This is a genomic window from Hydrogenophaga sp. SL48 (genome assembly GCF_021729865.1).
In the GTDB taxonomy this organism is placed as follows: domain Bacteria; phylum Pseudomonadota; class Gammaproteobacteria; order Burkholderiales; family Burkholderiaceae_C; genus Hydrogenophaga.
Map to the genome: position 1 here is coordinate 2,714,958 of NZ_CP063400.1, position 12,685 is coordinate 2,727,642.

General features: G+C 68.3%; 11 protein-coding genes. 8 read left to right on the forward strand and 3 right to left on the reverse strand.

All coding sequences use genetic code 11. The features are described from left to right. Positions 1-415: 415 nt before the first annotated feature. Positions 416-1,453: a TRAP transporter substrate-binding protein gene (locus IM738_RS12825; protein WP_236966242.1), complete on the reverse strand. Its 1,038-nt coding sequence runs from the start codon at positions 1,451-1,453 to the stop codon at positions 416-418. A gap of 36 nt (positions 1,454-1,489) precedes the next feature. Beyond that, complete coding sequence (locus IM738_RS12830; RefSeq protein WP_236966243.1) at positions 1,490-2,281, reverse strand: GntR family transcriptional regulator; 792 nt, start codon at positions 2,279-2,281, stop codon at positions 1,490-1,492. 144 nt (positions 2,282-2,425) lie between these two features. On the opposite strand from IM738_RS12830, the gene IM738_RS12835 reads away from it, so the two are divergent. The 5 genes from IM738_RS12835 (at position 2,426) to IM738_RS12855 (ending at position 7,871) form a co-directional block, all read left to right on the forward strand. After that, positions 2,426-3,559, forward strand: a complete 1,134-nt coding sequence (locus tag IM738_RS12835) for a 5-methyltetrahydropteroyltriglutamate--homocysteine S-methyltransferase (protein ID WP_236961134.1) — start codon at positions 2,426-2,428, stop codon at positions 3,557-3,559. 132 nt (positions 3,560-3,691) lie between these two features. Beyond that, a complete protein-coding gene (locus IM738_RS12840) occupies positions 3,692-4,489 on the forward strand; it encodes a crotonase/enoyl-CoA hydratase family protein (protein ID WP_236961135.1) in 798 nt (265 codons plus the stop codon). A gap of 14 nt (positions 4,490-4,503) precedes the next feature. Continuing rightward, complete coding sequence (locus tag IM738_RS12845; RefSeq protein ID WP_236961136.1) at positions 4,504-6,366, forward strand: feruloyl-CoA synthase; 1,863 nt, start codon at positions 4,504-4,506, stop codon at positions 6,364-6,366. A gap of 29 nt (positions 6,367-6,395) precedes the next feature. Then, positions 6,396-7,385, forward strand: coding sequence for a tripartite tricarboxylate transporter substrate-binding protein (locus IM738_RS12850; protein ID WP_236961137.1), 990 nt, complete (start codon positions 6,396-6,398; stop codon positions 7,383-7,385). A gap of 3 nt (positions 7,386-7,388) precedes the next feature. After that, a complete protein-coding gene (locus tag IM738_RS12855) occupies positions 7,389-7,871 on the forward strand; it encodes a MarR family winged helix-turn-helix transcriptional regulator (RefSeq protein ID WP_236961138.1) in 483 nt (160 codons plus the stop codon). A 36-nt stretch (positions 7,872-7,907) separates the two neighbouring features. On the opposite strand, the gene IM738_RS12860 is transcribed toward IM738_RS12855, so the two are convergent. Further along, positions 7,908-8,780 carry an amidohydrolase family protein gene (locus IM738_RS12860; RefSeq protein ID WP_236961139.1) on the reverse strand — a complete coding sequence of 291 codons (873 nt, stop codon included), beginning with the start codon at positions 8,778-8,780 and terminating at the stop codon, positions 7,908-7,910. Positions 8,781-8,907: 127 nt separating this feature from the next. Here IM738_RS12860 and IM738_RS12865 point away from each other — a divergent pair, with 127 nt between their 5' ends. The 3 genes from IM738_RS12865 to IM738_RS12875 all read left to right on the forward strand — a co-directional run bounded on the left by IM738_RS12865 (position 8,908) and on the right by IM738_RS12875 (position 12,581). Further along, on the forward strand, positions 8,908-9,693 hold the full coding sequence (locus tag IM738_RS12865; protein ID WP_236961140.1) for a crotonase/enoyl-CoA hydratase family protein: 786 nt from the start codon (positions 8,908-8,910) through the stop codon (positions 9,691-9,693). A 149-nt stretch (positions 9,694-9,842) separates the two neighbouring features. After that, positions 9,843-11,696 (forward strand): feruloyl-CoA synthase, encoded by a 1,854-nt coding sequence (locus IM738_RS12870; RefSeq protein WP_236961141.1) that lies wholly within the window; start codon positions 9,843-9,845, stop codon positions 11,694-11,696. A 120-nt stretch (positions 11,697-11,816) separates the two neighbouring features. Further along, positions 11,817-12,581, forward strand: coding sequence for an SDR family NAD(P)-dependent oxidoreductase (locus tag IM738_RS12875; protein WP_236961142.1), 765 nt, complete (start codon positions 11,817-11,819; stop codon positions 12,579-12,581). Positions 12,582-12,685 lie beyond the last annotated feature (104 nt).

Below are 12,685 nucleotides of genomic sequence, written 5' to 3' on the forward strand. Positions count from 1 at the left end.
GGCGACGAACCCACCAGACCCCACGCGCCAGAAAGAACCACAGACAGAAGCGAAAGCGCCGCCACGTGGGCAGCCCAGCCGCTTCGATTTTCCTCCCACGGACAGCGTCAGCCGATCCGGGAGAAGAACTATAGTGCAGAATTTAACATGGGTAAATGCATTTACCCTATCGGAATCCCTTGGTTACCACCACCCATGGCTGGCGCTGGACCCCGACTGTGCAGCGATTTCGAGGCATTGACCAGCGGATGCGGCGACTTTCAGTTATCGCAACCCGGCATGAACCATTTGGTTCAATGCCGAACTGCGATGACGCTCCGAGGTCGCGGCACCTCCATCGGCGACGCTCCAAGAAAAACCGCCCTCATCGGAGGGCGGTGGTTTCTGTGCGGGGGGGCGCGGAGCCCTCACTCCCTCACTTCGTGTGCTTGTCGATCAGCGAGCGGGCTTCAGACACCAGCTTGGCGCCGTCGATGCCTTTGCCCTTCATCTCGTTGATCCAGTCGGTTTCCACCGTCGCGGCCGTGCGCCTCCAGCGCTGCGTCTCGGCCAGCTCCAGCGCCACGATGTTGTTGCCCGCCTTCTCGGCGATGGCGCGGCCCGCCTTGTCGCCGTCGTCCATGGCCTTGCCGAACATGGCGGCGGTGGCGATGCCGGAGTTGTTGTCGATCACCTTCTTCAGGTCGGGCGGCAGCTTGTCGTAAGAAGCCTTGTTCATCGAGAACGCGAAGGTCTGGGTGTAGAGGCCCTGCTTGCCGGCGAACGTGGTGTGGTTCTTCACCAGCTCGGTCACCTTCAGCGACGGCGTCACTTCCCACGGAATCGTGGTGCCGTCGATGGTGCCCTTGGACAGCGCGTCGGTCACCGCTGGCACCGGCATGCCCACAGGGGTGGCGCCCAGTTTGACCAGCATGTTGCTGATGATGCGCGAGCCGCCGCGCACCTTCATGCCGCGCAGGCTCTCCAGCCCGGTCACCGGCGTCTTGGTGTGGAACAGGCCCGGGCCGTGGGTGTGCACGGCGATCAGCTTCACGTCCTTGAACTCGTCGGCCGCGAACTTCTCGACGTATTCCTGGATGGCTTTGGAAGACGACTCGGCCGAACCGCTCATGAAGGGCAGCTCGAACACCTCGGTCTTGTTGAAGCGGCCGGGCGTGTAGCCCAGCACCGTCCAGGTCAGGTCCACGACACCGTCGCGGGCCTGGTCAAACAGCTGGGGCGGCGTGCCGCCGAGCTGCATGGCGTTGAACAGCTGGACCTTGATCTTGCCGCCCGACTCGGCCTCGACCTTCTGGGCCCAGGGCACGAGCGCCTTGGCGGGAATGGTGGCCTGCGCGGGCAGCATCTGGTGCAGGCGCAGCGTGACCGTCTGGGCCATCGCGGTGCCGGTCATGGCCAGGGCCGCGACCGCACCCATGGCGGCCAGGGCGGTGCGACGGGGAATGAATTTCATGGTGTCTCCTAGGGTTGAAAAAGGGGATGAATGCTTTCAGCGCCGGCGCCGGATCATGCGGATCGCCGGCATGTTGCCGGCCAGGGGTTCGGCCGGGTGGGCGGCGAGCACCTCGACCAGGTTGCGACGCGCCAGGCGCGAGTGTTCGCGCATGATGGATTCGGCGCGCGCGCCCTCGCGCTGCTCGATGGCATCCAGCACCTGACGGTGCTGGTCTTGCGCCACCGCCAGCATGTCGCGCGCGCGGGTGGACTGCGCCTGCAGCAGCACGAAACCCGAGGGCGAGGCGAACGGCAGGCTGGCCGCGCGTTCCAGCTGGCGCGTGATGGTCGGGCTGTCGGCCAGCTCGTAGAGCAGCGAATGGAAGTGGCTGTTGAGCGCCACGTAGGCCGAGAACGCGTCGTCGTCCAGGCTGGGCACGGTCAACAGGGCGTCGATGCGGTCAAGGCACTGGCGGGCCTCGGCCAGCACCACCGCCGGCGCGCCGCGCTCGGCGGCCAGCCGTGCCAGCAGGCCTTCGAGCGTGCCGCGCAGCTCGATGGCGTCGGCCACGTCGCGCTCCGAGAAACTCTGCACCACGAAACCGCCGTTGGGCAGGGCTTCGAGCAAACCCTCCTGCTCCAGCCGCACCAGCGCGGCGCGGATCGGGGTGCGCGACATGCCCAGCCGCTCGACGATGGCCAGCTCGGCGATGCGCGTGCCCCCGGCCAGCTCGCCCGAGAGGATGAGCTCGCGCAGGCACAGCAAGGCGCGCACCTGGGCGCTCTCGACGGATGTCGCACCCGGGGCCGGGGGCGCATCAAGGGGTCGGTCTTGCACGGTGTTCATGGATACGCAATGTATACAGAAACACCCCAAAATCCCTCAGGATTACCCCTGTATCAGGGAAATCCATGATGCTCTGTATCCAACCCAAGCGGCGATGTGTTGACTACGATGCGTGTCGGACCGATTCACCCCCACGGAGACACCATGACCCTGCGCACCACACCCCCCTTTCGCGCCGACCACGTCGGCAGCTTCCTGCGCCCCGCCTACCTGCTGGAAGCGCGCGACCAGTTCTTCAACCAGAAGTCCATCTCCGCCGAGCAGCTGCGCGCCGTCGAAGACAAGGCGATCACCGAGATCGTGAAATTCCAGGCCGACGTGGGCCTGCAGTCCATCACCGACGGCGAGTTCCGCCGCACCTATTTCCACATCGACTTCCTGGAACAGCTGGGCGGGGTGAAGACCGACATCCCGGTCACCATCATCCGGCCCGACGGCAGTGAAGAGCTGGCGCCGCCCGTGATCCGCGTGATCGACAAGGTGCGCCACGCCAAGAACATCCAGCTTGCCGACTTCCAGTACCTCAAGGCGCAGGTCGAGGCGCTCGGCCTGCCCGCCGTGGTGCCCAAGGTCACCATCCCCTCGCCGACCATGCTGCACTTTCGCGGTGGGCGCGCCGGCATCAGCAAGGAGGCCTACCCCGAGCTGGACCCGGTGTTCTACGACGACGTGGCCAGGGCCTACGGCGAGGAGCTGCAGAGCCTGGCCGACGCGGGCTGCACCTACGTGCAGATGGACGACACCAACATGGCCTACCTCTGCGACGAGAAGATGCGCGAGGCCGCCCGCCAGCGCGGCGACGACCCCAACGAGCTGCCACACCGCTACGCCGGCTTCATCAACAAGGTGGTGGCGCACAAGCCGGCTGGCATGACGCTGGCCATGCACCTGTGCCGCGGCAACTTCAAGAGCACCCACGCGGCGGCCGGCAACTACGAGCCGGTGGCCGAGGCACTGCTCTCGGAGATGCACCTGGACGCCTACTTCATGGAGTACGACGACGACCGCTCGGGCGACTTCCGGCCGCTGCGCTTCCTCAAGCCGGGCAAGACGGTGGTGCTGGGCCTGGTGACCACCAAGTTCGGCCAGCTGGAGAGCAAGGACGCGCTCAAGCGCCGCATCGAAGAGGCCGCGAAATACGCGCCACTGGACCAGCTCTGCCTGAGCCCGCAGTGCGGCTTCTCCAGCACGGTGCACGGCAACAACATCGCGGTGGAAGACCAGCGCCGCAAGCTCGCGCTGGTGGTCGAAACCGCCAGGGAAGTCTGGGGGAGCTGACCCGACCATCGCCCGGCGCGGGTGTGAACCGGCGGCGGGCGGCGCGGTGCAGCGGCATCGGGTTTGTCCGCATGGCAGCGCCGCGGGGTCTGCCCGATATTCCTATGTCACATAGGTTTATCCCGGAATCCCATGAACCCACAGCCAGCCCCCGCCGCCGCACTCGACGAGGTTCAGGTCGAGCACCAGGGCGCCGTTGCCCTGATCCGCCTGTGCCGCCCGGCCAAACGCAATGCCCTGAGCGACGGCCTGATGGCCGCGCTGTGGCAGGCCTTCCGCGAACTGCCCGAGCGCACCCGCGCGGTGGTGCTGCACGGCGAAGGCGCACATTTCTGTGCGGGCCTGGACCTGAGTGAACTGCGCGAGCGCGACGCGGTGCAGGGCCTGCACCACTCGCGCTCCTGGCACCCCATCCTGAACGGGATCGAGTTCGGGCGGGTGCCGGTGATCGCGGCGCTGCACGGCGCGGTGGTCGGCGGCGGCCTGGAGCTGGCCAGCGCGTGCCACATCCGGGTGGCCGACGACTCGGCCTTTTTCGCGCTGCCCGAGGGCAGCCGGGGCATCTTTGTCGGCGGGGGTGGCTCGGTCCGGCTGCCCAGGCTGATCGGCACCCACCGCATGCTGGACATGATGCTGACCGGGCGCGTCTACCCGGCGGCCGAGGCGGTGCAGCGGGGCTTTGCGCAGTACCACGTGCCCGAGGGTGAGGCGCTGGCGAAGGCCCTGGCCCTCGCACAGGCGGTGACCGGCAACGCGCCCATGACGAATTTCGCCCTGATGCACGGCCTGCCCCGCATCGCCGAACAGCCCGCCGACCACAGCCTCCTGACCGAGTCTTTGCTGGCGGCCATTGTGCAGTCGGCGCCCGAGGCAAAGGCGCGCGTGCGGGCCTTTCTGGACGGCAGCGGGCCCAAGGTCCAAGCCGTCTGACGGGGAGCCACCGCATGACCGCTCCCCACACCGCGCGTTACCGCCACTTCCCGTTCGGGGTCACACAAGCCGTGGTGCGCCACGAGGGCAGCGACACCCACCTCCGCTGCGACCAGGACCTGCAAGCCTTCCCTCCGCGCATGACGGACAGGCTGCATGCCTGGGCCGAGCGCCAGCCCGACACCCCGCTGTACGCCCAGCGCGACCCGGCGGATCGCAGCCGCTGGCAGCACCTGAGCTTCGGCGGCGCGCTGGCCGCCGCGCGCCAGATCGGCCAGGCCCTGCTGGACAGGGGGCTGAGCGCCGAGCGCCCGCTGGTGATCCTGAGCGAAAACAGCCTGGACCACGCCACCCTGGCCCTGGGCGCCATGTACGCCGGCGTGCCCTTCAGCGCCATTTCGCCGGCCTACTCGCTCGTCAGCCAAGACCACGGAAAGCTGCGGCACGTCATGCACACCCTGACGCCGGGGCTGGTGTACGCCGCCGACGCACGCTACCGCGCCGCCATCGAAGCGACGGTGCCGGCCGACACCGAGGTGGTGCTCAGCGAAGGCGGGGCTGACGCGCTGGCCTCGCACCGGTGCACGCCGCTGAGCGCACTGCGGGCCACGGCCCCGACCCCGGCACTGGACGCGGCCATGCGCGCCACCGGGCCCGACACCATCGTCAAGTTCCTGTTCACCAGCGGATCGACCAACCTGCCCAAGGCCGTCATCACCACGCAGCGCATGCTGTGCGCCAACCAGCAGCAGATCCTGCAGTCGATGCCGATCCTGGGCCAGGAGCCGCCCGTGCTGGTGGACTGGATGCCCTGGAACCACACGGCCGGCGGCAACCACAACTTCTTCATGGCGCTGTACAACGGCGGCACGCTCTACATCGACGAAGGCAAGCCCACCCCCACGCTGCTGGGCGAAACGCTGCGCAACCTGCGCGAGGTGGCGCCCACCTGGTACTTCAATGTGCCCATTGGCTACGAGGCCATCGCCCGCGCCATGGACACCGACCCGCAGCTCCGCCGCAACTTCTACGCCCGGCTCAGCTGCCAGCTGTACTCGGGCGCCGCGCTGTCGCAGGCCATCCAGGACGCGCTGCACCGCCATGCCGAAGCCGCGCTGGGCGAACGCGTGGTGATGACGGCCGGGCTGGGCATGACCGAGTCCTCGCCCTTCGCCCTGTTCGTCACCAGCCCCCACACCCGGGCGGGTGAGGTCGGCCTGCCCGCGGCCGGGCTGGAGGTGAAGCTGGCACCGGTCGGGGAAAAGACCGAGATCCGCTACCGCGGCCCCAACATCACCCCCGGCTACTGGCGCAACGCCGAAGCGACCGAGGCGGCCTTTGACGGGCAAGGCTTTTTCCGCACGGGCGACGCCGTGGCCTGGATCGACCCGTCCAACCCCCACCTGGGGCTGCGCTTCGACGGCCGCACGGCCGAAGACTTCAAGCTGGCCACCGGCACCTTTGTCAGCGTCGGCCCGCTGCGGGCCCGCATCGTGGGCGCCGCCGCGCCCTATCTGCAGGACGCCGTGATCACGGGGCTGAACCGCAACGAGGTGGGGGCGCTGCTCATTCCGGCGCCGGCCCTGCGCCGCCTCACCGGGGACCCCGAGTCGGTTCCGCTCGACACCGTGGCCGCCGACCCGCGGGTGCAGCGCTGGATGCAGGCCCTGGTGCAGGACCTGGCCGCGCAGTCCACCGGCAGCGCCAACCGGCTGGCGCTGGCCCACCTGCTCACCGCGCCGCTCTCGATCGACACCGGCGAACTGACCGAAAAAGGCTCCATCAACCAGCGCGCCGTGCTCAAGCACCGGGCCGACGTGGTGGACGCCCTGCACGAAGGCCGGCTCAGCCTGGTCGCCCGGCTGAACACCCCCTGAGCCCCAACGTCCACCCACCGGAGACCCGCATGCCCACCCGTCGCCACTTTGTCCAGTTGATCGGCACCTCCGCCACCTCGCTGTCGCTGGCGCCCCTGGGGGTGCTGGCCCAGGGGATCGATCAGGTCAGGATCCTTTACGGCTTTCCTGCGGGCAGCTCGGGCGACAGCGTGGCGCGCCGCGTGGGTGAAAAGCTGGCGGGCACCGCCTACACGCGCAATGCGGCCGTGGTCGAGAACAAGCCCGGCGCCAGCGGGCGCATCGCACTGGAAACCCTCAAGACCGCGCCCGCCGATGGCTCGGTGCTGGCCATGGCGCCGGTCTCGGCCATGGCCAACTACCCCTTCATCTACCCCAGGCTCGCGTACGACCCGAAGGACTTTGCCCCGGTGTCGATCGCGGCCATCGCCCACCATGGCCTGGCCGTGGGCCCGCTGGTGCCGGCCTCGGTGAAAACCGTCCGGGACTTTCTGGCCTGGTGCAAGGGCAACGCCGCGCAGGCCCACTACGGTTCGCCGGGTGCGGGCTCCACGCCCCACTTTCTCGGGGCCCTGCTGGGCCTCAACAGCGGGACCGAACTGCGGCACGTGCCCTACCGGGGCTCGGTGCCCGGCGTGGTGGACGTGGTCGGCGGCCAGATCGCGGCCATGGTCACCACCCACGGCGACTTCCTGCAGAACCACCGGGCAGGCAAGCTGCGCATCCTGGGGACCTCGGGGCCCAGGCGCTCGCCATTCGTGCCCGAGGTGCCGACCTTCGCCGAGCAGGGCTTTCCCGAACTGACCACCGAGGAGTGGTTCGGCTTCTATGCGCCGGCACGCACGCCGGCCGACGTGGTCGCCGCGGCCAACGCCGCCATCACGGGGGCACTCAAAGACAAGGCGGTGCAGGACGGCATCCTGGCCGTGGGGTTGATCCCCCACGGGTCCTCCATCGAGGAGATGGTGCGCTGGCAGCGGTCCGAAGTCGAGGCCTGGCGCCCCCTGATCCGCAAGATCGGCTTCACGGCGGAATCCTGAGCCATGACCCCATCCGAGACCCGCCCCCGCCCAGCGGTCGAGGCCTCCCCCATCCGCGTCCCAGAGGACTTTCTCGGCTACGTGGTGCGCCGCAGTTCGATGGCCATCACCGAGCGGTTCCAGGCCCGCATGCAGCGCCACGGCCTGCGTCCGCTGACCTTCACCGTGCTGTTGCTGATCCGCGGCCAGCCGGGCATCACGTCGAGCCAGCTGTGCAGCCTGCTCGACCTGCAATCGTCGAATGTGGTGGGGCTCATCCGAGAACTGGAAGGCCGCGGCCTGGTCGGCCGGCAGGACCATCCGTTAGACCGCCGCGCCTGGGGCCTGCGGTTGCAGCCCGAGGGCGAGGACTTGCTGGCGGCGGCCGAGCCGGACGCTTGCGCCGCCGATGAAGAGGCCATGCCGCACCTGACACCGGCCGAACTCAGCACCCTGCGCCGCCTGATGTGCAAGGGCCTGGGCCTGGCGGGCCGGCAGGCCCCCTGAGCGGGGCAGCGAGCGAGCGGCAGCAGGCCGCCCGGATCAGGCCACCGCGTCCAGCCCCAGCAGGCGCACCGCGTTGCCTTTCAGAATGCCGGGCATCACCTCGGGTTTGAAACCCGCGACCTCGAAGTCTTTCATCCAGCGCTCGGGCGTGATCAGCGGGTAGTCGCTGCCGAACAGGATGCGGTCCTTGAGCAGGGTGTTGGCGTACTGCACCAGTTGCTTGGGGAAGTACTTCGGGCTCCAGCCCGAGAGGTCGATCCACACGTTGGGCTTGTGCGTGGCAACCGACAGCGCCTCGTCCTGCCACGGAAAGCTGGGGTGGGCCATGACGATCTGCATGTCCGGGAAATCGATCGCCACGTCGTCCAGGTGCATGGGGTTGCTGTACTCCAGCCGCAGGCCGCCACCGCAGCGCATGCCCGATCCGATGCCGCTGTGGCCGGTGTGGAAGATCGCGGGCAGCTTGTGCGCGTTGATCACCTCGTAGATCGGCCAGGCCATCTTGTCGTAGGGGTGGTAGCCCTGCACCGTGGGGTGGAACTTGAAGCCCTTGATGCCCTCTTCCTTGATCAGGCGTTCGGCTTCGCGCGCGCCCATCTTGCCCTTGTGCGGGTCGATGCTGGCGAAGGCCACCATCATGTCGCTGTTCTCGCGCGCGGCCTGCGCGATCTCTTCGTTCGGGATGCGACGGCGGCCCAGTTGCGACTCGCTGTCCACCGTGAACATCACGAGGCCGATCTTCTTCTCGCGGTAGTAGGCGATGGTCTCGGCGATGGTGGGCCGGCGGTTGCTGCCGAAGTACTTGTCGGCGGCGCGGTCGTACTCTTCGCCGTAGTTGTCGAAGGGGTTGCGGCAGCTCACTTCCGCGTGGGTGTGGATGTCGATGGCAATCAGGTTCTGGTGGTCCATGGTGGCTCCTGATGAAGGTTGGGACTAGGGGTAAACACGGGGGTTGAAGAACAGAGTTTTTCTTGATTTGGTTATTGTTTATAACAATAATCGCATCACTCAACAAGCTCCAAAACCCCCAAACACCATGAACACCCCACACCCCGATCTGACCGTCAGCCTGCGCGGCGAACAAGCCGAAGTCGCCGTGATCACGCTCAACCGCCCGGCCAAGCGCAACGCGCTGAACGACGGTTTGATCCTCGCCATCCGCGACGCGTTCCAGAACCTGCCGCAGAGCGTGCGCGCGGCGGTGGTGGACGGCACCGGCGAGCACTTCTGCGCCGGCCTGGACCTGTCCGAACTGAGCGAGCGTGATGCGTCAGACGGCGTCTTCCACTCGCGCATGTGGCACGCGGCGCTGGAGTGTGTGGAAAAGGGCAACGTGCCCGTGGTCGCTGCGCTGCACGGCGCGGTGGTCGGCGGCGGCCTGGAGCTGGCCAGCGCCTGCCACATCCGCGTGGCCGACGAGACCACCTTCTACGCGCTGCCCGAAGGCACGCGCGGCATCTTCGTCGGCGGCGGTGGCGCGGTGCGCGTGCCCAAGCTGATCGGCGCCGCGCGCATGACCGACATGATGCTGACCGGCCGCGTCTACAACGCCGCCGACGGTGAGCGCATCGGCCTGGCGCAGTACCTGGTGCCCACCGGCACCGCGCTGGAGAAAGCCGTCGAGCTGGCCACGCGCATCGCCTCCAACGCCCGCATGACCAACTTCGCGCTCATGCACGCGCTGCCCCGCATCGCCGAGCAGCCGGCCGATCACGGCCTGTTCACCGAAGCGCTGATGGCGTCGATCGCGCAGAGCGCGCCGGAGGCCAAGGAACGCGTCCAGGCCTTCCTGCAAGGCAAGGCTGAAAAGGTTAGGAAGTAACCCCCGCGCCGCCTTCGGCGTCACCCCCTTGGAAAGGGGGCGATGCCAGAGGCCCGGCAAAGCCGGTTCCTCGGCATCCCTGGGTTGAGACGTGCGCGCCGGAGCAATTTGCACCGACTCGCTGAGACAAGAGCATCTGGAGACAAGACATGAGCGAAGCGAAGTACCGCCCCCTGAAATTCGGCGTCACCCGCGCCACCTTGCGCGACGGTGACACCGGTGTGCACTACCTGCGCGCCGACCAGGAGCTCGGCCCCTACCCCGAGCGTCTGACCGACCGGCTGGTGCACTGGGCCAAAGAGCGGCCCGACCAGACCCTGTTCGCCCGCCGCGTGAAGAACGCCGACGGCAGCAGCGGCGACTGGCAGCACATCACGTTTGCGCAGGCGCTCGACGCCGCGCGGCGCATCGGCCAGGGCCTGCTCAACCGGGGACTCTCGGCCGAAAAGCCCGTGCTGATCCTGAGTGAAAACGACCTGGAGCACGCGCTGCTGGCGCTGGGCTGCATCTACGCGGGCATCGCCTACTGCCCGACCTCGCCGGCCTATTCGCTGATCAGCCAGGACTTCGACAAGCTCAAGCACGTGGTGAAGACCCTGACCCCGGGCCTGGTGTTCGCCAGCGACGCGCTGCGCTACAGCCGCGCGATGCTCGCCACGCTGGGCGACGACGTCGAACTGGTCACCACCAAAGGCACCGTCCCGGGCCGCGACACCACCTCGTTTGCCGCGCTCATGGCCACCGAACCCACGCCCGCCGTGGACGCAGCGATGGCCGCCACGGGGCCGGACACGATCGCCAAGTTCCTGTTCACCTCGGGCTCCACCAAGATGCCCAAGGCCGTGATCAACACGCAGCGCCTGTGGTGCGCCAACCAGCAGCAGATGGCCACGTCCATGCCGGTGCTCGCCGAGAAGCCGCTGGTGCTGATCGACTGGCTGCCCTGGAACCACACCTTCGGCGGCAACCACAACTTCGGCATGGTGATCTACCACGGCGGCACGCTCTACATCGACGACGGCAAGCCCACGCCCGCGCTGATGGGCGAGACGCTGCGCAACCTGCGCGAGATCGCGCCCACGGTGTACTTCAACGTGCCCACCGGCTTCGAAGCCATCGCCAACGCGATGCAGACCGACGACCTGTTGCGCAAGACCCTGCTGTCCAAGGTCAACATGTTTTTCTACGCCGGTGCCGCGCTGGCGCAACCGATCTGGGACAGCCTGTTTCAGAGCCAGGAGCGCGAGGTCGGCGAGCGCATCGTCATGGCCACGGGCCTGGGCATGACCGAGTCCGGCCCCTTCGGCATCTTCGTGACCAACCCCAACGTGATGGCCGGCGACCTGGGCCTGCCCACACCCGGCATGGAACTCAAGCTGGTGGACATGCAGGGCAAGACCGAGGTGCGTTACAAGGGCCCGAACATCACGCCCGGCTACTGGCGCCAGCCCGAAGACACCGCCGAGGCCTTTGACGAAGAAGGCTTCTTCAAGACCGGCGACGCGGTGAAGTGGATCGACGAGACCGATGTGCACCAGGGCCTGAAGTTCGACGGCCGCATCGCCGAAGACTTCAAGCTCGCCACCGGCACCTTCGTGAGCGTGGGCCCGCTGCGCGGCAAGATCATCGCGGCCGGCGCGCCCTTCATCCAGGACGTGGTGCTCACCGGCATCAACCTCAAGGAGGTGGGCGCCATGGTGTTCCCCACGCCGGCGGTGCGCACCCTCGCCGGCCTCCCGGCCGACGCCTCGATGCATGACGTGCTGGACCACCCTGCGGTGCTGGCGCAGTTCCAGACCATCGTGGACGAACTGGCGCGCAACGCCACCGGCAGCGCCAACCGCATCGCCCGCCTGTGCCTGCTGGCCGACCCGCCCACCATCGACCGCGGCGAGGTCACCGACAAGGGCTCGATCAACCAGCGCGCGGTGCTGTCGCACCGCGCGGACACGGTGGCCAAGCTGCACGCGGATGAGCTGCGCTACATCCTCAAGCCTAGATAACCCCCCGCGCCGCCTTCGGCGTCACCCCCCAAGGGGGGCAACACCAGCGGCCCGGCAAAGCCGGTTCCGCGGTGTTCCCGACCAAGACACGCACTTCGACGCATTCAACTGGAGATCACGATGAACATCCAAGGACACGCAGCCCTCGTCACCGGAGGCGGTTCCGGCCTCGGTGAGGCCACCGCCCGCGAACTGGCCCGCCTCGGCGCCAAGGTCGCGGTGCTGGACCTGAACCTGGAGAACGCGCAGCGCGTCGCGGCCGACATTGGCGGCGTGGCCTGCGCGTGCAACGTCTCCGACCCCGAGAGCATGCAGGCCGCCATCGACGCCGCCGCAGCGGCGCACGGCCCGGCGCGCATCCTGATGCAGATCGCCGGCATCGGCAGCGCCAAGCGCGTGGTCGGCAAGGACGGCAACGCCGCGCCGCTGGAAGACTTCGCCCGGGTGATCAACGTCAACCTGATCGGTACCTACAACGCGGCCCGCCTGTTCGCCGCCGCCTGCGCCAAGCTCGACCCGATGGACGACGGCGAGCGCGGCGTGATGGTGTTCACCGCCAGCGTGGCGGCCTTCGACGGCCAGGTGGGCCAGCAGGCCTACAGCGCGTCCAAGGCCGGTGTGGCCGGCATGACGCTGCCCATGGCACGCGACCTCGCGCAACACGGCATCCGCGTCTGCACCATCGCCCCCGGCCTGTTCGCCACGCCGCTGATGAAGCAGCTGCCCGAGCCGGTGCAGGAGTCGCTGGCCAAGAGCATTCCCTTCCCCAACCGCCTGGGCAAGCCCGAAGAGTTCGCGCAGCTGGCCGCGCACATCGTGAGCAACGGGCACCTCAATGGCGAAGTGATCCGCCTGGACGGCGCTCTCAGAATGGCACCGCGGTAACAGGTACCCCCCCCGCGCCGCCGCTGCGCGGCGTCACCCCCCAGGGGGCGGCGCTGGCGGCCCGGCAAAGCCGGTTCCGCGGCGCCCTGGCTCAGACATTTCGC

Bases quoted from the DNA above. Each gene is read 5' to 3' on its own strand.
- IM738_RS12825 (WP_236966242.1), bottom strand. From the start codon at position 1,453: ATGAAATTCATTCCCCGTCGCACCGCCCTGGCCGCCATGGGTGCGGTC.
- IM738_RS12830 (WP_236966243.1), bottom strand. From the start codon at position 2,281: ATGAACACCGTGCAAGACCGACCCCTTGATGCGCCCCCGGCCCCGGGT.
- IM738_RS12835 (WP_236961134.1), top strand. From the start codon at position 2,426: ATGACCCTGCGCACCACACCCCCCTTTCGCGCCGACCACGTCGGCAGC.
- IM738_RS12840 (WP_236961135.1), top strand. From the start codon at position 3,692: ATGAACCCACAGCCAGCCCCCGCCGCCGCACTCGACGAGGTTCAGGTC.
- IM738_RS12845 (WP_236961136.1), top strand. From the start codon at position 4,504: ATGACCGCTCCCCACACCGCGCGTTACCGCCACTTCCCGTTCGGGGTC.
- IM738_RS12850 (WP_236961137.1), top strand. From the start codon at position 6,396: ATGCCCACCCGTCGCCACTTTGTCCAGTTGATCGGCACCTCCGCCACC.
- IM738_RS12855 (WP_236961138.1), top strand. From the start codon at position 7,389: ATGACCCCATCCGAGACCCGCCCCCGCCCAGCGGTCGAGGCCTCCCCC.
- IM738_RS12860 (WP_236961139.1), bottom strand. From the start codon at position 8,780: ATGGACCACCAGAACCTGATTGCCATCGACATCCACACCCACGCGGAA.
- IM738_RS12865 (WP_236961140.1), top strand. From the start codon at position 8,908: ATGAACACCCCACACCCCGATCTGACCGTCAGCCTGCGCGGCGAACAA.
- IM738_RS12870 (WP_236961141.1), top strand. From the start codon at position 9,843: ATGAGCGAAGCGAAGTACCGCCCCCTGAAATTCGGCGTCACCCGCGCC.
- IM738_RS12875 (WP_236961142.1), top strand. From the start codon at position 11,817: ATGAACATCCAAGGACACGCAGCCCTCGTCACCGGAGGCGGTTCCGGC.